The sequence below is a fragment of the Bacillus sp. NSP9.1 genome, assembly GCF_000465465.2.
Classification (GTDB): Bacteria; Bacillota; Bacilli; order Bacillales; family Bacillaceae; genus Bacillus; species Bacillus sonorensis_A.
The window spans coordinates 1,659,539-1,678,372 of the sequence record NZ_CP048273.1 but is presented as its reverse complement, the minus strand read 5'-3'; the positions used below and the strand labels follow the sequence as shown (position 1 = coordinate 1,678,372).

General features: G+C 39.0%; 28 protein-coding genes. 2 read left to right on the top strand and 26 right to left on the bottom strand.

The window, feature by feature from the left end:
* Window positions 1–80: 80 nt before the first annotated feature.
* Window positions 81–557: a hypothetical protein gene (locus M654_RS08680; protein WP_026586526.1), complete on the top strand. Its 477-nt coding sequence runs from the start codon at window positions 81–83 to the stop codon at window positions 555–557.
* Window positions 558–599: 42 nt separating this feature from the next.
* Here the strand turns inward: M654_RS08680 and M654_RS08675 are convergent, their stop codons facing one another.
* From M654_RS08675 to M654_RS08655, 7 genes are all read right to left on the bottom strand, one after another.
* Window positions 600–848: a hypothetical protein gene (locus M654_RS08675; protein ID WP_026586525.1), complete on the bottom strand. Its 249-nt coding sequence runs from the start codon at window positions 846–848 to the stop codon at window positions 600–602.
* Between the two features lie 133 nt (window positions 849–981).
* The gene (locus M654_RS08670) at window positions 982–2,256 is read right to left on the bottom strand and encodes a site-specific DNA-methyltransferase (protein WP_026586524.1); all 1,275 of its coding nucleotides are present in this window, start codon (window positions 2,254–2,256) and stop codon (window positions 982–984) included.
* Window positions 2,257–2,383: 127 nt separating this feature from the next.
* The gene (locus tag M654_RS08665; protein WP_026586523.1) at window positions 2,384–2,674 is read right to left on the bottom strand and encodes a hypothetical protein; all 291 of its coding nucleotides are present in this window, start codon (window positions 2,672–2,674) and stop codon (window positions 2,384–2,386) included.
* Window positions 2,675–3,030: 356 nt separating this feature from the next.
* On the bottom strand, window positions 3,031–3,186 hold the full coding sequence (locus M654_RS23530) for a hypothetical protein (RefSeq protein ID WP_026586522.1): 156 nt from the start codon (window positions 3,184–3,186) through the stop codon (window positions 3,031–3,033).
* Between the two features lie 93 nt (window positions 3,187–3,279).
* Window positions 3,280–3,411, bottom strand: coding sequence for a hypothetical protein (locus M654_RS24100; protein WP_268884414.1), 132 nt, complete (start codon window positions 3,409–3,411; stop codon window positions 3,280–3,282).
* 353 nt (window positions 3,412–3,764) lie between these two features.
* Window positions 3,765–4,229: an SMI1/KNR4 family protein gene (locus tag M654_RS08660; protein ID WP_026586521.1), complete on the bottom strand. Its 465-nt coding sequence runs from the start codon at window positions 4,227–4,229 to the stop codon at window positions 3,765–3,767.
* An 11-nt stretch (window positions 4,230–4,240) separates the two neighbouring features.
* Window positions 4,241–6,187, bottom strand: coding sequence for a T7SS effector LXG polymorphic toxin (locus M654_RS08655; RefSeq protein WP_035428007.1), 1,947 nt, complete (start codon window positions 6,185–6,187; stop codon window positions 4,241–4,243).
* Between the two features lie 235 nt (window positions 6,188–6,422).
* Here M654_RS08655 and M654_RS08650 point away from each other — a divergent pair, with 235 nt between their 5' ends.
* Window positions 6,423–7,562 carry a response regulator aspartate phosphatase gene (locus M654_RS08650; protein WP_026586520.1) on the top strand — a complete coding sequence of 380 codons (1,140 nt, stop codon included), beginning with the start codon at window positions 6,423–6,425 and terminating at the stop codon, window positions 7,560–7,562.
* Between the two features lie 160 nt (window positions 7,563–7,722).
* On the opposite strand, the gene M654_RS08645 is transcribed toward M654_RS08650, so the two are convergent.
* The 19 genes from M654_RS08645 to M654_RS08555 form a co-directional block, all read right to left on the bottom strand.
* Window positions 7,723–8,106 carry an ArpU family phage packaging/lysis transcriptional regulator gene (locus M654_RS08645; RefSeq protein ID WP_026586519.1) on the bottom strand — a complete coding sequence of 128 codons (384 nt, stop codon included), beginning with the start codon at window positions 8,104–8,106 and terminating at the stop codon, window positions 7,723–7,725.
* A 93-nt stretch (window positions 8,107–8,199) separates the two neighbouring features.
* Window positions 8,200–8,886 carry a hypothetical protein gene (locus M654_RS08640; protein WP_026586518.1) on the bottom strand — a complete coding sequence of 229 codons (687 nt, stop codon included), beginning with the start codon at window positions 8,884–8,886 and terminating at the stop codon, window positions 8,200–8,202.
* Window positions 8,883–9,083, bottom strand: a complete 201-nt coding sequence (locus tag M654_RS08635; protein WP_026586517.1) for an XtrA/YqaO family protein — start codon at window positions 9,081–9,083, stop codon at window positions 8,883–8,885. Before M654_RS08635 ends, M654_RS08640 begins: the two co-directional genes overlap by 4 nt.
* Window positions 9,084–9,210: 127 nt before the next feature.
* On the bottom strand, window positions 9,211–9,648 hold the full coding sequence (locus M654_RS08630) for a hypothetical protein (protein ID WP_026586516.1): 438 nt from the start codon (window positions 9,646–9,648) through the stop codon (window positions 9,211–9,213).
* 16 nt (window positions 9,649–9,664) lie between these two features.
* Window positions 9,665–9,874: an XtrA/YqaO family protein gene (locus tag M654_RS08625; RefSeq protein ID WP_026586515.1), complete on the bottom strand. Its 210-nt coding sequence runs from the start codon at window positions 9,872–9,874 to the stop codon at window positions 9,665–9,667.
* A gap of 130 nt (window positions 9,875–10,004) precedes the next feature.
* The gene (locus tag M654_RS08620) at window positions 10,005–10,682 is read right to left on the bottom strand and encodes a hypothetical protein (RefSeq protein WP_026586514.1); all 678 of its coding nucleotides are present in this window, start codon (window positions 10,680–10,682) and stop codon (window positions 10,005–10,007) included.
* Window positions 10,652–11,110 carry a RusA family crossover junction endodeoxyribonuclease gene (locus M654_RS08615; protein WP_026588402.1) on the bottom strand — a complete coding sequence of 153 codons (459 nt, stop codon included), beginning with the start codon at window positions 11,108–11,110 and terminating at the stop codon, window positions 10,652–10,654. The genes M654_RS08620 and M654_RS08615 overlap by 31 nt, the downstream gene beginning before the upstream one ends.
* A 136-nt stretch (window positions 11,111–11,246) precedes the next feature.
* Entirely contained in the window at window positions 11,247–11,507 is a 261-nt protein-coding gene (locus tag M654_RS08610) for an IDEAL domain-containing protein (protein ID WP_026586513.1), read from the bottom strand.
* Window positions 11,508–11,614: 107 nt separating this feature from the next.
* On the bottom strand, window positions 11,615–11,809 hold the full coding sequence (locus M654_RS08605; RefSeq protein WP_026586512.1) for a Fur-regulated basic protein FbpA: 195 nt from the start codon (window positions 11,807–11,809) through the stop codon (window positions 11,615–11,617).
* Window positions 11,810–11,826: 17 nt separating this feature from the next.
* The gene (gene dnaB / locus M654_RS08600) at window positions 11,827–13,131 is read right to left on the bottom strand and encodes a replicative DNA helicase (RefSeq protein WP_026586511.1); all 1,305 of its coding nucleotides are present in this window, start codon (window positions 13,129–13,131) and stop codon (window positions 11,827–11,829) included.
* Window positions 13,106–13,387: a replicative helicase loader/inhibitor gene (locus M654_RS08595; protein ID WP_017474951.1), complete on the bottom strand. Its 282-nt coding sequence runs from the start codon at window positions 13,385–13,387 to the stop codon at window positions 13,106–13,108. The genes dnaB and M654_RS08595 overlap by 26 nt, the downstream gene beginning before the upstream one ends.
* Window positions 13,388–13,389: 2 nt before the next feature.
* Window positions 13,390–14,190: a hypothetical protein gene (locus M654_RS08590; protein ID WP_026586510.1), complete on the bottom strand. Its 801-nt coding sequence runs from the start codon at window positions 14,188–14,190 to the stop codon at window positions 13,390–13,392.
* 201 nt (window positions 14,191–14,391) lie between these two features.
* The gene (locus M654_RS08585) at window positions 14,392–15,093 is read right to left on the bottom strand and encodes an MBL fold metallo-hydrolase (protein ID WP_026586508.1); all 702 of its coding nucleotides are present in this window, start codon (window positions 15,091–15,093) and stop codon (window positions 14,392–14,394) included.
* The gene (gene bet / locus M654_RS08580) at window positions 15,090–15,833 is read right to left on the bottom strand and encodes a phage recombination protein Bet (RefSeq protein ID WP_026586507.1); all 744 of its coding nucleotides are present in this window, start codon (window positions 15,831–15,833) and stop codon (window positions 15,090–15,092) included. Before bet ends, M654_RS08585 begins: the two co-directional genes overlap by 4 nt.
* Window positions 15,826–16,077 (bottom strand): hypothetical protein, encoded by a 252-nt coding sequence (locus tag M654_RS08575; protein ID WP_026586506.1) that lies wholly within the window; start codon window positions 16,075–16,077, stop codon window positions 15,826–15,828. The genes bet and M654_RS08575 overlap by 8 nt, the downstream gene beginning before the upstream one ends.
* On the bottom strand, window positions 16,074–18,062 hold the full coding sequence (locus M654_RS08570; protein ID WP_026586505.1) for a hypothetical protein: 1,989 nt from the start codon (window positions 18,060–18,062) through the stop codon (window positions 16,074–16,076). The genes M654_RS08575 and M654_RS08570 overlap by 4 nt, the downstream gene beginning before the upstream one ends.
* The gene (locus M654_RS08565; protein ID WP_026586504.1) at window positions 18,059–18,247 is read right to left on the bottom strand and encodes a hypothetical protein; all 189 of its coding nucleotides are present in this window, start codon (window positions 18,245–18,247) and stop codon (window positions 18,059–18,061) included. The genes M654_RS08570 and M654_RS08565 overlap by 4 nt, the downstream gene beginning before the upstream one ends.
* A 105-nt stretch (window positions 18,248–18,352) precedes the next feature.
* On the bottom strand, window positions 18,353–18,568 hold the full coding sequence (locus M654_RS08560) for a YqaI family protein (RefSeq protein ID WP_026586503.1): 216 nt from the start codon (window positions 18,566–18,568) through the stop codon (window positions 18,353–18,355).
* Between the two features lie 12 nt (window positions 18,569–18,580).
* Window positions 18,581–18,775 (bottom strand): hypothetical protein, encoded by a 195-nt coding sequence (locus M654_RS08555; protein WP_026586502.1) that lies wholly within the window; start codon window positions 18,773–18,775, stop codon window positions 18,581–18,583.
* Between the last annotated feature and the right edge of the window lie 59 nt (window positions 18,776–18,834).

Here is an 18,834-nt window from a genome sequence, read left to right as displayed (position 1 = left end):
TACTTCTTGAAAAATTTAATCATAAATAAAGTGTTATTGCACAATAATATGATCAATACAAAAAACATGGAGGTTTTATAATGTATCAAGTTACTTATTTAAACGAAAAATTAGAGGAAGTTACCGAAACACCTAGGGAAAATTTAGGATCTACTACGCTACACCCACAAGAAAACAATATTTCACCTGAGAATACTACTTTACCTAGAAATGATGTTTCACCAGAAAATGAGACAACAAAAGGAACTTTAGAAAAAACATTGCTTTCTTTTGATTTACCTGAGTTTGTATGGCCAAGAATTCGTAAAAGACGTCATCGGATCGCAGCAAGATTGACTTATCCAAAAGATATGGAAGCAACCGCTAAAAATTGTTTTGATAAAGCGGTTATTGCAGCTCTTCTTGCCGGAGGAGGCACACTATTTACTCCTGCAGGAATGGCAGCCGCAGTACCTGCAATGAAAACCGCTTTTGTCTCCACGCTATTAGCATGCCTAGGTGAGTCATTATATAGTTCTGTAGACTTCGATCTTTTTTATGAAAGTCGCAGAGTTTAAAGAGAACAAACGACACCAAGAGTATAACTTGGTGTCTATTGTTTATAATTCCTCATCTTTCTGAAGCTGTATATCCAGCTCGATGAGCTTTTTTAAATCTTCAACAGTGTTCACCTTAATATGGCCGCTTTGAAAATCTTTGACCCACTGAGAGATACCTGCCTGAATAATTTTCCGGTATTTCTCTTTAGATTGACTGATATTTTCAAGCAATTCAGCACTATGAAGGAGAAGCAGTTCTTCTTTTTCATCATCATCATAAGAACGTATGTTTGTATTTTCTGTTGCCATTTGCCTGGTCCTCCAATAGAATAGAGATGAGAGCGTGATTTTCCCACGAAACGCGGCCGCGTCTTCATCACGCTCTTACCAGGGTGATGGCCTTGGATGAGGGAGGGTGTTGTCAGCACCCTCTTTTTTTATTTCAATTCAATAATACTGGTTTAATTCCCGTAGCCGTTTCAAAACGTTGTTTAATGACATCACAGAAATAAGGATCGAGTTCAAGGAGCCGGCACTCCCTGTCAGTCTGTTCACAAGTCATTAAGGTGGAACCGCTGCCCCCAAAGAAATCAAGGACAATATCTCCTTTTTTACTGCTATTGCTTATTGGAATGTTCAGCAACTCCAAAGGCTTCTGTGTTGGATGTACATACTTTGAAATATCACCACGCGAAACCTCCCAAACTGAAGTTGGAAGTGGCTCCTCCTCATCTAATCCTGCCTTCCAAACCGTGGTCTGTTTCCGGTCACCATACCAAGCAGGAGAAAAACTCTTTTTGAACCCATAAAAAACGGGTTCATGTTGGTATCGATATTGCGCCCAACCAAATGTAGGTGAATTTTTCACCCAAATACATTGAGTGCGAATGTCTAAACCGGCATTCCTCATCTCATTTTCAAAGGCAATCTGATAGGCAGAAGGATGAAACACATAAATCGCGGCCTTATCTTCCATTACTTTTGAGTAATTCTGAAAGACGTCTCTTAAAAATTCATCAAATTGATCAGCTGCCATTTCATCATTCAAAATAGAAGCATGGCCATCATCGTTTAATTTCTTGCTGTCACTTTTCACCGCCACATTGTAAGGGGGATCGGTCACAACGAGATCTGATTTCGTCCCCTGCATTAGCTTTTGGACATCTTCAAGGTTTGTAGCATCCCCACAAACTAAAAGGTGGCGCCCAAGGCGCCATACATCTCCATATTTAGTTTCAGGTTCCTTGATATTATCTAAAACCTCTTGTACATCAAAATCGTCTTCCTCAACAGGAAGAACCTCTGAATCTCCCGAGAAATCTAAAAGGATCTCCTCTAATTCTTCTCCCGAAAAACCAGTTAATGTGATGTCATCAAAAGTGTTATTTAATTCAGTAAGAAGCAGCTGGAGCTTTTCCTCATCCCAGTCGCCGCTGATCTTATTTAAAGCCAGGTTGAGTGCTTTTTCCTCAGCTTCATTCAAATTCACAACTGAAACAAGGAGAGTCTTTTGTTTTTCTTCCATAAGGATCTTAAAACGTTGGTGGCCGCCAACAAGGTTCCCAGTCCTCTCATTCCAGACTAATGGTTCGACTGCGCCAAAACGTTTCATAGATTGTTTCAGTGCTTCGTATTCCGGATCTCCTGGCTGCAGATCGATCCGGGGATTATATGGAGCCGGGTTGATTTTCTCTATTTTTATTTTTTTAATTTTCACTGGTACCTTTTCCTCTCTAATAAAGAAGCGCAAATTAGCTATCATAACCTTATTAACACAAACAAAAATGAGATACCCAATATTGGATATCTCTCCTCTCTATAAAAAATGCACTTTTTGACCTTGATTAATATGGCATTCTTTTTTTATTACGAGTAAATATTTTTTGTACAATCACATGTAATTCATTTAGGTGGGGTTTAGACATAATAACCGTAGAAATATCGTTAGAGATTACTTTCCTATTTCCAACTTTAATCCCTTGATCGTTTAAAACTTTTGCTACTTTACTTACATTCCCGTGTATAGCATATTCTCTAATGACTTTCTTTTCAAATGTATCTGCATCACACTCTTCTGTAAGCTTGATAAAATTGTTTAATTCTTTTACAGTTTGCTTTGCTTTTTCTAAATTCATATTTTTCCCTCCCCTCCTATTATCGGACAATTGAAATTTTAATAGAAGCTCTTGCGAAATTTGTCGAATAAAAATTCATCAATACCTAACACAAATGTAATATAATAATTTCAAGCTTTTGTAGCTAGGAGAGGGCGGTGGCTCCCGGTTAAATCCGAAAACACCGAAATCCTCCTCACCTAGATGGGGGTGTGGTTATGGAGATCCATATTAAAATTTCCCGCAACTTGGCAGTCGCTCTTGTGATTGTAGTTGCGCACGCCTTTCTCCGATAGGAGAGAGGCTTTTCACCATTAAATCTTTCTTATGAAATAGGCAAAAACAGTATCACTGGATCCAAAAATATGAACCCAAAATTATTTTCGTCTGGACCGACCATTTACTCTTTTATAAATGTCTCTTTGGACTCCCATAATCTCTTCCCAATCCTTTCTGGAAAGCTGCTCATTTTTAGCAACAGAAGCATTAAGCCTCTTTTTATTCTCAATAGACAAAAGATCTCTTAATTTCATACTCATTTCTCCTTACCGAATAAACACCACCTTGCGCTATTCGCTTTTTTAAATTAAAAATGACTCCGGATAATCTCCAGGAGGACGCAAAGATTATTGGAGCCATGTGAAAATGACTTCCTGTGCAAACGGGATCTCACCGCTTGCGTTCCCCGTGACTATCGCGCGCAATCCTGCATAGACTCCAGCCGCTCCTCCTGTGAAGCTGACGACCTTCATCATCATTCGATACATCCGAGTTCACACTTGATAAGGGAAAGGTGCGTCTCCCATTCTGGCCATTAAAAAAGCGGTCACTAATCAGCTGCACAATCCGTGTGCAAAAGATCAGTGTCCGCAGGCTCTCCGTCTTGGACTCGATATTCACGTTCGTTTTTCTTGTCTCTATCGTATGACAAAGTGGAATAGAAAAAGTCCCCCATTTTATCCCCCTTTTTGTCGGATTTTTCTCGGATTTGAACATAAAAAAAGCACTCAACCAAAGTTAAGTGCTTAATAATTATTTCTGCTATCCACAGAAGGCTATACCAACGTAAGGATGGTCTAAAAATTTAAGTTCACCATAAAAAATCTTCCCTTTACTCCTCTTCTTCATACTCTCTTAGACTGTTAATTAATTCAGTGAAATTATCACAGACATAGGTTACCGCTGCTTCTGGATTCTCAAATGCTTCTTCGTGATCCCAAAAAACCACAGTCGGGCTTGTTTCAGAATTTCTATAATCAAAGCAAAATAAGTTGCCTCCTGCATCAGTTGCAAAGGGAATAATGTTGTCAATTAATCTATCCTTAACATTATTGAATGTTTTATAAAGATCAATTGGCCTCTCTGGGTCTCCAATGCTCAGCAGGTTATTAATCGATTCTCTAAATCCCGCAATAACAACAACACGTTTATCTACTGGAGAGCATCCATTGAATTCTTTTATGTATTCTTTATAATCTAATGGAAATTTAAAGTTAAGAGTTTCTTCAAGACTATGAATTTGCTCATGAGTTGGCTCTTTAAATGTGCTCCGTTTTCTCCAATTAACATTTTGCATAATTAACCTCCTTATTTTTCATCTTTACCCCAAATTTTATATCCACCAGTATGGCCAGTCTTAGAATGAATTTCACGATCAACTAGTTCCATTTTTCCTGGTGTTTGATGATGGTGCCATGTATATTTCTCAGGGGTAATACCATCTCTTAAGTCTAATAGGTCATCTTCAGATAGTTCAAGTTTTTTAATAAGGGACGGGTTTTCTTCAATTTCTTTATAAAGCTCCTTGTTTAATTTATTGAAGTGCTGATCCCTGGTTTTTTTTAAATCACTCTCATCAAGCTTAGTAGTATACTTAGATTCGAAAATAGGAAAACCATCTTTGTCGTAAGGAACACCCGTGACAGGATGTTTTTTATTTTTAAGATGGCCCATTCTTAAATTTATCGTTTTTGTTACTCCTGAAGAATTTTCATAAGTGTACGGAGCAGCTTGTACAAGCACACTTTTCTTTTTATCCTCAACCAGCTCACGTATCAGAGGTGTATTCTTCACGTTAATAGAATTCCTCGCGTCCTGAAGAATCCCTTCCAGTGCAGGAGTGTAACGATTATTAGGTGGCTTAATTGACTGTTTTACAGTCTTACCAGCTTCCTTCACCTTGCCAACCGCGGTTTTCCCAGCTTTCGCAAGATCTTTCGAACCCGTTGAAACAGAGGATTTTCCGCTCCGCAAGCCGGCAAGGCTTCCGATCAAATAAGTAAAGTAATGCGCCCTTGAATACGCATCTCCATGTACTACTTTCTCATCCCATTTTTCCGCCAACGTGTCTACCATACTCAAAAGAGCGCCTTTATAATCGTATCCAAGAACTGTGTCAAAAACAACTTGCGGGTCTTTATGTAAATGGTCGATTGTCCAGCCGAGATTCCACCCCAACTCAATTCCGCCGTCAACAAAATCTTTCGCAAGATCATATCCAGCGACAGCACTGCCTTTAACTGATTTATATACAGGACCTAAATATTTTTCCCCTGACTCATCTAATTTTTCCCCTGCGTCCACTAGTCCGTCTAAAAAGCCCTCGCCGGCCTCTTTAACATTATCAATTGTTGCTTGGAGAGGATCATCCCAGAACTCAATGGATTTAACATGCTCCATTTGTTCTGGTGTGAGATTATCATAACCGATTTCTTTAGCAATCTTAAGATACTCCTCTGAATCGGAAGCATTTTCAAGCTTTTCTCGCAACTTATAAAGTTTAACATCATGTTCACTAACTTCGCTAATTTCTTTTTCAATTTCTGATCTTTTATCAAGCTTATCCAACATGACTTCCATCGCTGTCTCTTGATTCCCGCTCAGAGCATCCATCTCATCCGGCTTTAAAATCGAGCCTTTTTGATAGCCGGTGATTTCAATTTTAGGCCCGGTATACATTTTCTCGAGCCTTGTGATATATTTTTGCATCGTTTCAAGATCTTGTTCAGCGGTTTTCAAAGCGTTTGTTTGCTCCCTGTCAAAAGCATGGAGTTTTTCGAGCGTGCTGCTGATTTCCTTTTTGGCTTTCTGATTCTGTTCATGAAAATCACTGTCATCCAATTTAGGTAAATCGGCAATATGGCTGACTTTCGCGATCGTGGCGTTGGCTTTGGAAACCAAATGTTTCGTTGTTCGATCGGCCGCGTTCAAGCCTTGTTCCAATTCGTGCTCAAGAAAGGCTTGTGAAATATATCCGTTGTGATTCGGTTCCAAGGAATCCAGCGCGTTTTTAATATTTTTCAATGCCGATTGGTATTCTTCAATAAAAGTTTCATAAAATCGCAGAAACGGGGTGTGGCATTCTTCGTAAAAGGCGCGAATGGCGTCCCCGCCTTTTCCTTTTAAAGCATCATCAAGAGATGTGATACCGTCAACGTTTTTTTTGACTTTCGTAATTTCATCTGATTGTTTTTTTAATTGTTCCAGCGTATCATCTATTCCATTTCGTAACGCTTGAACATCCAAAGTCTTCATAGCATTCTCCTCTAATACTAAAGTTACAATCAGTATAGAGTTTACCACTATACGGAAAAGAATTGGTGAATAAATCCTGTCTATTCTTGAAAATGAATCAAAGTGTTTAGGTCAAAACACCCTGATGATTTTGAAATGTCCTCAACATAAAATGATTGTCAAAAACTCAACTATTCTGTAAAATACAAGAAAGTATGGAAATGGAAAACGGTTATCCTGAGGAGGGGTTATCAATTTGACTGGAAAGATTTCTTCAGCGTCTGTCGGTGTGAAGATAAATGAATGGTATAGGTATATAAGGACTTTTAGTGTGCCTGATGCCGAAATATTAAAGGCAGAGATTGAACGAGACATTCAAGAAATGGAAGAAGATCAAGATTTGCTTTTGTATTACTCTTTAATGGACTTTAGGCATCGCATTATGCTTGAATACATTGCACCTGGCGAAAATTCTTCCTCGCGTCCGACAATTTCAGAATTGTCGCGCAATATAGACAACAAACAGGCTCGTTTAAAAGGCATCCTTGAATATTATTATAATTTTTTCCGTGGTATGTATGAAAATGAAAAAAGAGAGTACATATCCGCCATTACTTACTATAAACAGGCAGAGAATAAACTTGCTCTTGTTGAAGACGAAGTGGAAAAAGCGGAGTTTTTCTTTAAAATTGCAGAAGTCTATTACTACATGAAACAGACATATTTTTCAATGCATTATGCACAAAAAGCTCTTGAGAGATATAGAGAACAAGAAACATACAATTTGAGAATTATCCAGTGCCATACAATAATGGCCGGAAACTGGATCGATGCTAACAGATATGAAAAAGCAGTCCTTCATTTAAAGAAAGCCTTGGAAATGGCTGAAGAAGAAAAAAACAAACCAATGATTGCCCGGGCTCTTTATAACATCGGTGTTTGTTACTATAATCAAGATTTGTACGAGCAAGCGGTTGATAATTTTCAAAAAGCAATTTCAATTTTTAAAGAAGAGGGCTTCATTAAATCCCTCCCGCAAGCATACTTTTTAATGACACAAATTCAATTTAAACAAAAAAATAAGAAAAAAGCACAGCTCTTCTTTGATGAGGGATACGAACATTCAAATGAGGTTGGTGACTCAATTTATGGCTTAAAGTTTGAGTTTTTAAAGGGTCTTTATATGGGGGATCCGGATAACAAAAAAATTGATCATTGCTTACTTCATTTGGAATCAAAAAAAATGTACCCTGATGTAGAGGATATGTCACTAGATGTGGCTAAATACTATCATGAAAACAAATGTTTTGAAATGTCATCTCTCTACTTTTTAAAAGTTGAGGAGGCACGAAAACAAACACAGCGGGGGGATTGTTTATATGAAGTTGAAGTTTAAAGCACTAACAACATCTTTGGCCGTAACAGCCGTTTTGCTTTCAATTGGGTTTATGAATGTAGTCTCAAGCAGTTATCATATTGCAGAAAGACTCATGGTTTAAGCAATTAAATAATAAATAGCGGACTCATAAGAGTCTGCTTTTTTGTTTTAACAGCCCTCAGATTATCCCTAGAGCTGTCGCAAGATTATTAATGGCCTGTCGCTTTATCTGATAATATTTGTCCTTTTTCAGCCCCATCTCCATATAAATCTCAATATCCTTGATTTTCTTTGAAGAAAGATACTTGGCCTTTATGATCTGCAATTCATCATCATCAAGGCTTTGTTTGAGTGCTCTGTCCATCTGACAAACTTTCAATTCATTTAAAAAGTGCTGGTCTCTGAGCTGCGGGAAAAGGTTATTCATCCCGGCCTCTTCCCGTTCTTTCCGGTTTTCAAGCTGGACCTTCAAAGCTTTATATCTTTTCAGCTCCCTTATAATCGTATTTCTGACTTCTTTTTCATCTATAGGCGGCAGAAAAGCCAATTGTTTTGCTAACAAATCAATCCCTCCTGAAAATAAAAAAGACACCAATCAGCACTAAGTTGCTATGATTAGTGTCCTCCAGATGCCCAGTAGAACTTTAAATACTGATTATTGTTGATCACTGTCTCTTTCATTCGCATATCTTTTTATATCGCTAGATATACTTTTAATATGATTAGTCATTTTTTTCATATACTCAGATATATTCTTTACTTCAAAACAAGCCCTGGTAAGTTCATTAGAATACTTTAATGTTTTTTTAAGCGGTTTTAAGTTCAATGAAATTTCATTTTTTAATGCGATGTTATCTTTGTTCTTATATAGGATCGTACCGGTTATTTTTCTAAATCGATCATCTTTTTTAGTATCACTTTGACGTAAAAATGGGTATTTCACACTGCAACCTGGAGGTAAAACACATTCCCTTATAAGGTCATTAATTAAAAATTCCTTTGGGTTATCAAAGGTATATAGTGGTTCACTAGATTTTAAATCAGTAATGTATGCTGTTGAATGTCCAACATTTTTAAATTCTAGTTGACCAACACTATATCTATCTTCATTAAAGATCAAAAGTATTTCTGGAAGCGAATTTAAAAAATCTTTTTTTAAATTCAAATAATGCCCTAGAATCGAAGAAGCTGTACCTAATAATGCTATTGAAGATATGAACAAGCTTACATCCTGGGTTTTTTCACCAAATAAAGCAGTGTACCCCACCCCCATACTTATAAGAGCAATGACAGCAAATGCAATAAAAAATATTTTAATTCTAAACGGAATTTTGGGTTTCAAAAATTCTCCCCCTCATCAAATTTTACCCGCTTCACCTTGCCCTGATGAGTGATAATCTTTGTCTCACCATGAAGAGGAAGCTTGACCATTTTTGCAACACCATGACTTACTATTATTGCAAAGTTTTCCTCGCCTTCCATTATATCAACTTTTAGACCTTCTGTACTAACATGTAGTTTTAATTCTTTAAGTCTCAAAATGTTCCCTCCGCAAATTTTAATTGGTGAATTAAAAAATCACGATTACAATGAACAGTGACGTATTCGAAATGGATATGGGGTTCTGTATTCGTGTCAAAGGTTAATCAAAGAACTGTTTCCTTATTCAAATCTCTTCTGTAATTCCGATTTTCTTTGAGTCGAAACTTCCGATCATCTTTTTCTTTTTAGAATCCTTATAACAGAACACACGGACGATAAAGGTTCCGCTACCTAACTTTCTTCTTACTGACGGCACACTAAATTTTTTAATAGGGGTGAATGATTTAAAATATCCAGCTGTACTTCCCCCGCTGTATAAACCGGTGTTCATCCATTTATAAATATGGGCTGTGTAATAAAGCTTTGAGCTGCCTTTCTTTTCAATCTTCCAGTCAACCGTTGAAGCACGGGTAGTGTATGTGCTGGCATCCGTATAGACTCGCGCAGTATATCCATTTCTAATTTGCCAGCCGGACCATACGGCCTCGGCTGTTCCGGTTGTTGCAAAAAATCCAATGAACGTTATTTCAACAACGATCAGAAACATCATTATTTTTTTCAATCTTTATCTCTCCATTTTAAAAAAGTTCGTAATCATCAAATCTAACCCTGAAAATCTTACCTTTTGTTGTTTCAACAACTGTGGATCCATGTTCCACAGCCTCATATTTTTTCACTTTGCCGCTATGTCCATCGAGCACAAGGAGAGTCACTTTTCCTTTTTCAATCTGCTCTGTAAAAGTTAGATCAGAATTAACGTCTACTTCTTTCCCTCTTTTTCTTTTCAAGTAGGATGCCCCCTTGTATAATTTATTTGGGAGATTTTCTTATACACTGGGGCAAATTGCTTCGGTTTTTTATTGGCTAATTTCAAAGTCATAGAGGAGGACGGCTTTTCCCCCTCTATGCAGCGATTGATCATGCAGCACCGTGTTCCTCATCTTCCTGGTCATCCTGATTGTCGTTTTCATCAGGAGAATCTTCTGCTGCAGGCACATCGTTTTCTTGCTTGAACAGTGGCTCCGCTTCTGCGTCCTGGTCTTGCTTCCAGTCCCACCATGTATCAGCAAGCGGCGCAACTTTCGCGAAATATTGATCCATTAGATCAACAATTTTGCCCGAAGAGATGTCAAGCTCAGACGCCAATTTGCTATAGGATTCACCTTCAATTTTGCGCTTCACGAAGTTAGGGAAGTCGCTCGGAAACTCCTCGAAATTAGGTGCCATTCCGCTGGTGATAAACTCCTCTATAATGGTCCGTTCGATCTGTCGTTTTTCTTTTTTGGTTGGAATGTTTTCTTTAGGCAGTCCAAGCTCAGCCTCAAGTTGTTCGGGCTGCGGCTCAACCTCTGATACTACTCCATGCTGATCAACCTTATAGCTGGTTGTAGGTTGGTTCGTGTTTGGATTGATTTCAACGTTATAATTGACCAGTGTTGATTCCAGTTGTGATTCAACTTTTTGATCAATCATTTCAGAGAGGTGTTGAATCTTCCCGTCTAAATCCGCGCTATTGACCTCCAAGGTAATTTCCGTTAAGCCCTTCGGTTTCATATTCACCTTTTTTACGATTGCTTTGAAATCAATGAAAGACATAATTGTTCCTCCTCCTGGGATAATGGGGTGACTTTAATTTCAATTCTTGGTTTCTCGCTATAAAATTTACTGACGTGCAAATCAACAATTTGGCTGTCATCTTGCCATAGCACTTTGTTAAGGCCGTCCTTGATACCCTTGATATAGTTATCAACGTCCGGTTTTTTGCTGGGCCGGAGCTCTCCTCTTTCAGCTGCAGTAGCCTTTTTCTTGCTAAAACTCTTAAGAGTCGATTTATAAACCTTTACTTCTAACTCCAACGGCCCTTTGAATAGATTAGGAGGGCGATGATCAGAAGCGGCCAATTTCACATACTGCTTGAAATCTCTTGATTTCTTAGGATCATACATACGCACCATTCCGTTGATAGTCGTCGCACGGGGACGACCTTGCGCAACTGGTTCTCCGTAAATCGTGAATTCAATCATTTCTGTGGCTCTCCTATTCTGATAAATAATGTGAATGGAAGAAAGGTCAATCTGACCAACCTCATTCCGTTGACTAAATGAATTTCACAGCCGATATTCCAATTCAAAAGCACGATTGCAAGGAAAAACCTCGGCATTATCTCATGACCCCCCGGCGTCGCTTTGTCAGTTCGTCAAACCATTTTTCATCCCCCAAATCTAAAGCAAGATCAATGAGTATCTGAAAATCCTTGTCACCAAGTCGATCATCGAGTTTAGTTACAGAATTAATTGAAACGCGCGATACAGAGCTGGAGGGAATATGGACTAAAAGTTCTCTTGGCCCTTTAGCTATAACAAATGCATTTCCTTTGAATTTACGTGTATTTATATAAATCCAGTCGCCAACTTCAATCAATTTCCATTACCTACCGTCATCAGATAGCCAGCTATGAAACTTTGAATCTTCTCTTCTGGCGTGAATAATAATAAATGCTAAACATCGTAGTGATTGAAACACACTCATCAATCTCCCGCCTCGCATGACATTTTACGGCCAAAATCACATTTCACTTTTATGTGAAGCCGCTCAAGCTCGGCGAGCGGTAGCTCATAGAGCTGACGGCCATCATCTGCTTCATATTGACCATATCGAATAAGCTCATGAATCAAATAATCCTGCCGCTCACTGGCGGCGGTTATCGTTGATTTTTCAATCAAAAACCATTTCTCCCTTCTTATCCAACCAAACCGGCATCCATCTGCCTGGAAAGGTTTATGAATCGCCCGTATTCCTTGATAAAGCTTGCTTGTATCATGCCAGTTGGACCGTTTCGCTGCTTGGCAAGATCAATTTCAATAATGTTTTTTAGTTCAGAATTTTTGTTGTAGTAATCATCGCGGTACAGAAACATGACGACATCAGCATCTTGTTCAATGCTTCCGGATTCCCTTAAATCAGACATCATCGGCCGCTTATCTTGCCGCTGCTCAACCGCCCTGGATAACTGAGAAAGAAGGATGATAGGGATCTTGAATGCCCGGGCCATTTCCTTCAAGTCTGCTGTAATGCTCCCGACTTCTAAGTCCCTTCTTTCATATTTTCCAATCGCCCTGATGAGCTGCAGATAGTCGATGATGACCAAATGCTTTTTGTTATCCGGATTTTCCTTTTTCGTCTTTCGAATTTTTGAACGTATATCTGCCAGTGTTTGAGCAGGTTGATCGTGAATGTTGATATTCCATTTTTCATATTCTCCAATGGCTTTCGTTGCATTCTCATAATCGCGATCACTAAAGAATTTTCGTGGGTTCTTCCACTTCGATCCCTCGATGTTCCCAAGATTGCTAAGCAGGCGGTGAGTCAATTGCTTGTCCGGCATTTCAAGTGAAAATATGTCGGTCACTCCGCCTTTCTCACAATTTGATTTCCCCATGTGTAATGCAAAAGCGGTTTTTCCCATCGATGGGCGGGCGGCTAACACAATTAAGTCGTCATTCTGCCAGCCACCTGTCATAGCGTTCAAATCGATTAATCCAGTGTTGATGCCCGTGATGTCCTCCTTCTCTTCGTGCATGTCATTGTAAATCTCCATGAGGACATCCTGTTTCGTTCGAGTTTTTTCAATGCCGATTTCCTGAAGTTCCATTGCTCGTTTGTACAGCTCCGTGATCCCGTCGTCGGTCGGAGTGTTTGCGAACTCAATCGCAGTCTTTTTCATTTCTCGTAATCTATAAGCATCGTAAATCAATGTCTGATAAGCCAAGAAATTGGCGGTGCTGGCCACTGCGCTGCCTAAGTCCGTTAAATATTGAAGGCCGCCTACTTGCTCAACGGAATCGCCTAATTTTGTAACCGTGGTAACCATATCAACGGACTTGCCGAGCTTTTCAACCTCCCGCATGGCCTTAAAAATGACTTGATGCCTCGTTTCAGAAAAATGCTCGGGCTGCAGAGACAATTCTTTAATCAGGTCACTTTCTACGAGAATGCAGCCGAGCAGAGCCTGTTCAGCCTCAACGTTTTGGAGAATATTTTGCATGGCGTTCCCACTCTTTCTGTTTTGCTAAAAATTCGTTTTTCTCTGGCTGTCTGACTTTAATCTCAGCAATAGATGGTGGAAATCTGTTATTTAAAATGTGCTCGTCCACTTTCGCGAGAACCGGTTCATATGGCAATTTGCTAAGATGATCAATCCAGAGTTCAATTCGCTTTTTACCAACATCGCCGGTTAAATCAAACTTTGTATAAGCAGCAGCTATTCTTTGCAGGATCTCCATTGCCTGGTTCACTTCCACGTTTATCCCCCCATCTGAATACCGTGCTCTCTGGCGTATTCGGCCAATGCATCGAAGCTGTTTTGTTTTTTCTTATTAGGGAACTCTTTGACGTTCGATTGTTGTCGCTGAAGCTTGGCCCATCGATCGAGAATACCTTTTTCACAATAAGCAAAAGATTTGATGGTGTCGGCACGATGCTTCGGCTTGTATTCATTGAATATTTCATCAATCCATTTCAGGATGTATTCCAAAGGAACTTGGTCTTTAAGAAGCCTGTTGATTGACTGCGAATCCATAGGCGATAAAAACAAGCTGCCTTTCCGCTGTAAAAATTTGTTTTCAATTTGTTGGAAAGCTGAGAGGTTCTCTTCCTCTTCTTCATTCTTTACATTCTTGTTTGTGATCATTTGATGTTCATTTGATGATCTTTTGTTGTTCATTTGATGTTCATTTTGATGATCATTTTGTAGACCTTCTTGTTGATAAAGCACCCAATTATTAATGGTTACGATCGAAAATTTGTTGGTCTTTTTGATGCTCAAAAAATTCATTTCTTGTAATTTTTCAAGCCATCTATAGACCGTTGCTTTTCCCGAAACTCTGTCACTTTTTTTTAGGCCTTCATTAAACATTTCAGCTATATCAAAACGGCCGGTTACAAATTGGCCAGGGGATAAATTGACCACCTGATTCCCTATCATTTGTTTCCTGGAAGTATGGGAAGCCTCAGTCAAACAAATAAGCCAAAGTCTTAATAAATTGGGGTTATTAAACACAGGATTATTTCTCAATTTGCGATGAAGCTTAATCCACCCCTGCATATCCATCTTCTCCTTTTCAAATGGTCTATGTTCTTTTACACAAGGCATAAGTACCTTTTATATCTACAAGCTCAATTTGCGGCTCATTTTTACGAATAAACGCCTTTACGTAATTGACCAGTACATCTTTTCTCATATGTGGAGCCGCTGTCTTTGCTAACGACACATAGCAATATGGATACTTTGTTAAAAAGAGATCGCTCATGGGACATAGACAACCCTTCCTGTAAGTTTGGCAATTTCATTTTTAAATAGTTGCTCATCACTGTTAGAATCCGACAAGTGAAGCAACCATATTTCTTGTACCTTTCGAAGATCATTTGCCTTCAAAAACTCTTTGACGTTTTCTAAGCTGAAGTGCGACCGTAAAAGTCGTTTTTTCATAAATGCCGGAGTACGGCCACTTTCAATATTTTCATTCAGTATGTCGATGGAGTAGTTGCATTCCACCATGATATGGGTCAAACCTGAGAACTTATAGCGAATGTAGTAGGTATCAGTTGCAAATAAGAGTTTGTCTCCGTCCTGGTTGGCCAATAAATAGCCATACGGCTCCGCCACGTCGTGCTGCACGTCAAAGGGCATAATAGACCAAGAACCAACTTTAAACGGCTGTTTTACCGGCACAGACTTTATTCTGTTATGAGAAATACCAATTGCTCCGGCCGTCCCAGGAGACATATAACAATCAATGCCGGTTTTCAGCACATCCTTAATTGCTTTGCAGTGGTCCCCATGCTCATGAGAGACAAGGCAGCAAGCGAATTGAGACATTTTAAATTGAAAGCTCTTTTGCATTTGTTTAAAGCTGATGCCACATTCCAAAAGAAGCGGGGTTTTACCATCGGTGATCCGGTAGCAATTCCCCTTACTACTTGATGACAAAGCCGTTATTTCAATCAAAAGTCTGGCCCACCTTCAAAAACTGAAGGTTTGCTTTCACTTTCTACTGATTGTGGTTGAGATTGTCTTTGATGTGCTTCTTCGGAGATTGGCATCTCCATATCTATAACCTCAGTATTCGCATTCTCGTTCACTTCTCGGCGCACATGCTCTTCAGCTGGAATATCATCGCTAGCCTGTTCCTCTTCCTCTGTGTATAGGTTTCCTAAACTATTAGGAAAAGCTTCTCGCAAGGCGTTCACAATTGCTGTTTTTCGAATCATATTCAAAGGCATCGTTTTCCAAGTAGATTGCCCTTTGCTAAATTCTTCTAAGCTAATCCTCACTGAAATAGGCCCTTGTCTATCTGCTCGATAAACTTTCGCCCATCCTCCAATTAGTTTGTCTTTAGAAAGCTTGATTGCACCCTCTATATCAACCATTTCTCCGTTCCGTTCAACGATGATTCCCGCTTCAAAGCCCTGAAATTGTTCGTTGTTCTCTGCACGTTTCATAAACGCTTCTTTACCGACAATCATCTGAGCAGGCGATCCTTTAAATTTCACAAGGTATGCCTCATTTAAAAATGGATTGAGTTTTTGATACCTGCAAAGATTTACAAACATAGCCGCTTCTTGGTCGGTAACATCAGAGTTTCCACGTACCAAAAAGTTTTTTACAGTTTTTCCTGTTAATTTTACTGATTCACCATTTACCGAAAACTCTACCGGTTTAGACATTAAGTCAGTTTGTTCACTCATCTGAATCCTCCTCTTCTTCATATACAAATTTCACTCTCTTACCCTTGTGCTCGATCAAGAAGCTTTTAAGAAGATCAGAGAAGTCGGAAGGCCCGACTAAATCCCTTTCTAAAATTGCGTCCTCTGGACATTCAGAAAGCGGACCTACATGCATAACTTCTATATCGTTTATAAACAAAGTCTCACGGCGAAACCCTTCCCAGCCTTTGCCCGAAACTACTTTTACAGTCACAAATTCACTCATACGCTCACCTCACAATCCACTGTGATAAGCGAGTTATCCTCAACTTCAACCCGAAGCTGCTTGTCCTGCTCCGAAACATTTAAGCTGATAATCTGTGAATGTGTGTCAATCAATGATGTCACCGCTTCAGAGTTATCTATAAAAATCGGAGCAGAAATTCCATAATAATCATTTAGGGTGTTAATGATATCCAGACCAACATTAATACGTGCGGCATTATTTAAGCCGGATGAATACGGTACGCCCTCATATAACGTTTCGCATGTCTCTTCAAGACCTCCGTTGATCTGATCCTTGAAGAGCTTAAAACGGGCATATTTGAACTTACTGTTTATCTTTTCTTCCAGTAGATTTACCTTGGTACGCATAAATTCCTCAATCAAAAAGAGTTGATGCTGCAGCTTTTCATATTGCTTTGATAAGTCTTTTTGTTCCTGTTCAAGCTGCTTAATCCGCTCATTAACCTGCCTAGCGTGTGAAATTTTTGCCTGATCTTTTTGAAACAGTAAAATCTCTTGTTTTTTACCGTTGATCTTATCCTTAATCAACTGAACAGCTTCATCCGTAGACGATTCCAATTGCTGAATTTCCTTGCGTACAGCTTCAATTTCAGCTTGTTTATTTCGATAATGTGGATCGGTAGAGATATCTGGTTTATCCTTTTGAGCGGACTCTAATTCATTCTGAAGTGATAGAAAAATTTCTTCTTCACTTTCATAGGAAGCCTGTAAATTTGTAATCTTTGACTCTAGCTCCTTGATAGTGCCCTCTGATTTCTCTTTTTCAACACTTAGCTTTAGGCCTCGTTCATTAATTTCAGTTAATGCTCGGCTTTTATTCAAATTAAAATTTTCAATAGCCTTATTAATCTGTTCTTGCGGTAATTCCTGGCCGCATGTAGGGCATTCAGTTTGATGTTGATCAAACGTTTCTGCATTCTTAACGTGCCAACTCTGGCGCAGCGACTGGATTTCCGTATTTAACCGATTTAGCTCTTCTTTTTCGTGTAATAACTGCCGCTTATGCGACTTAATTTCCAAAGAGATTTCATTGAGCCTGTTTTGCAAAGGAAATATTCTCTCTGTGACCTCACTGATTTTGCTGAATTCTTTTTCTTTAAGGGCATTTTTTAATACCTGGAGCTCGTTCTCAAGTTGGAGAATCTTTGTCCTTTTTTCGGATACCGCTTTGCCATTTCTTGCTGCATGGGCCTCATCTTCCAATGTCTCAATTTCACTTTGAAGAAAATTTATCTCGTCATAAATTTCCTGCTCATCAAGGTTTGAAGTATCCTCGACTGATTGCTGAATTTCATTGATTCTAACCGGTATGGCCTGTAACTGTTTATTTATCTCACTTTGTTTTGTGGCAATAACCTTTCTATGATCTTCAAGAGAACGTTTCTTTAATATACTTTCTAAAGCAGTCACTGAAGGATTTTCCTTGAACACTTCGTCAGCTGTTATATCACCGCTAATCTCAAGCAAAATTTTCCGCCTATCTTGCCATTTCAATTGTTCATTGAAAAATGATGGTGAAGTAATGAGTTTAAATATATCCTCAGCAATAATTGAACTGACCTGAGCATTAAAATCTTTTTTCTTGGCTGGCACCTCATTAATAAAATAGTCAGTAGTATGGCCAGAAAATACAGATTCAGTGCTTCCCCGCTTTTTTGTCCATTTCTCCGAGTAAACCTTTTTTAGAGATAACTCCACACCATCAATCAAAAATAAGCAGGCAACCGTATGATTCAGACCACTAATAGCTTCGTTTTCTTTGGTGAGCGTCTTTATCGCAAAATCTTGTTTGTATTGGCTGTCCTTATCGAATAGGAGCCAAATAAAAGCATCAAATAAAGTTGTTTTTCCGGTTGCGTTATCACCAAAGACCTTCACGTTCTCTCCTCGTGTATCAAGGGTGAATTGGTTAATCCCTTTAAAATTCAAAAGCTCTAGTCTTAGCAGCTTGATTTCCTTTTTCATTTCCCAACACGCCCTTCTTCTCCTTTAGATTTAAGAGCAAGATATTCATTGCGTGCCTCTTCAGTGGGAAAGAGAAAGCATTCATTGCCTCTTATATCAAATGAAATTGAACCGCCTACTGTCACTAGATTAATCTGATCACGGCGGTGCTCACTAAATGGTTCAGAGAAAATAACCTCATTCATTTGTCAAAGACCTCCCAGGATTGATTTTTGGAAGGTGATACAGTAAACTATTGTTAACCAAATTTTCGTACCACCTTCGAAGCTCACTCGGCAAAGTGAGCTTTTTTATTTACCTGAATGAAATTCAAATTCAAGCTCCTCTTTTAAATAGCGTGGCAGGTTATCGATAAAGATGATTTCGCCTTGATTTTTATCAAAGACATAATCATCATGAGCCAGCGATACCTCTTCGCCATAGAAATCCCTGACTTTCTCATCCTCTTTTGGAACAGACGCGGGATAGCCCGTACGTTCAATTTGAGTGATGATTGGATGATCCATTCGATTTCCTCCTTATAATTTGTGTTTGTCTAACGTCTCGGAAAGTTCGCGAGCGATCTCTTCTAATGCACCCTGAAGCAAAGTGATGTCGTCCGAATCAGATAGCAACTCAGCTTTGGTCTTTGCTACACAGATCGCCATACGTAGTTCTCCAGCAACTTTTGTTGCATGAAGCAATTCCTCTACAGAATCAAATGTGGCACCCATAATTTCACCTTCTTTCTGATGCTTGAGCGCATCGTCACAGCCAGGGACAGTATATGGAG

Bases quoted from the DNA above. Each gene is read 5' to 3' on its own strand.
- M654_RS08680 (WP_026586526.1), top strand. From the start codon at position 81: ATGTATCAAGTTACTTATTTAAACGAAAAATTAGAGGAAGTTACCGAA.
- M654_RS08675 (WP_026586525.1), bottom strand. From the start codon at position 848: ATGGCAACAGAAAATACAAACATACGTTCTTATGATGATGATGAAAAA.
- M654_RS08665 (WP_026586523.1), bottom strand. From the start codon at position 2,674: ATGAATTTAGAAAAAGCAAAGCAAACTGTAAAAGAATTAAACAATTTT.
- M654_RS23530 (WP_026586522.1), bottom strand. From the start codon at position 3,186: ATGAAATTAAGAGATCTTTTGTCTATTGAGAATAAAAAGAGGCTTAAT.
- M654_RS24100 (WP_268884414.1), bottom strand. From the start codon at position 3,411: ATGATGATGAAGGTCGTCAGCTTCACAGGAGGAGCGGCTGGAGTCTAT.
- M654_RS08660 (WP_026586521.1), bottom strand. From the start codon at position 4,229: ATGCAAAATGTTAATTGGAGAAAACGGAGCACATTTAAAGAGCCAACT.
- M654_RS08655 (WP_035428007.1), bottom strand. From the start codon at position 6,187: ATGAAGACTTTGGATGTTCAAGCGTTACGAAATGGAATAGATGATACG.
- M654_RS08620 (WP_026586514.1), bottom strand. From the start codon at position 10,682: ATGTCTTTCATTGATTTCAAAGCAATCGTAAAAAAGGTGAATATGAAA.
- M654_RS08615 (WP_026588402.1), bottom strand. From the start codon at position 11,110: ATGATTGAATTCACGATTTACGGAGAACCAGTTGCGCAAGGTCGTCCC.
- dnaB (WP_026586511.1), bottom strand. From the start codon at position 13,131: ATGCAAAATATTCTCCAAAACGTTGAGGCTGAACAGGCTCTGCTCGGC.
- M654_RS08590 (WP_026586510.1), bottom strand. From the start codon at position 14,190: ATGCAGGGGTGGATTAAGCTTCATCGCAAATTGAGAAATAATCCTGTG.
- bet (WP_026586507.1), bottom strand. From the start codon at position 15,833: ATGAGTGAACAAACTGACTTAATGTCTAAACCGGTAGAGTTTTCGGTA.
- M654_RS08575 (WP_026586506.1), bottom strand. From the start codon at position 16,077: ATGAGTGAATTTGTGACTGTAAAAGTAGTTTCGGGCAAAGGCTGGGAA.
- M654_RS08570 (WP_026586505.1), bottom strand. From the start codon at position 18,062: ATGAAAAAGGAAATCAAGCTGCTAAGACTAGAGCTTTTGAATTTTAAA.
- M654_RS08565 (WP_026586504.1), bottom strand. From the start codon at position 18,247: ATGAATGAGGTTATTTTCTCTGAACCATTTAGTGAGCACCGCCGTGAT.
- M654_RS08560 (WP_026586503.1), bottom strand. From the start codon at position 18,568: ATGGATCATCCAATCATCACTCAAATTGAACGTACGGGCTATCCCGCG.
- M654_RS08555 (WP_026586502.1), bottom strand. From the start codon at position 18,775: ATGGGTGCCACATTTGATTCTGTAGAGGAATTGCTTCATGCAACAAAA.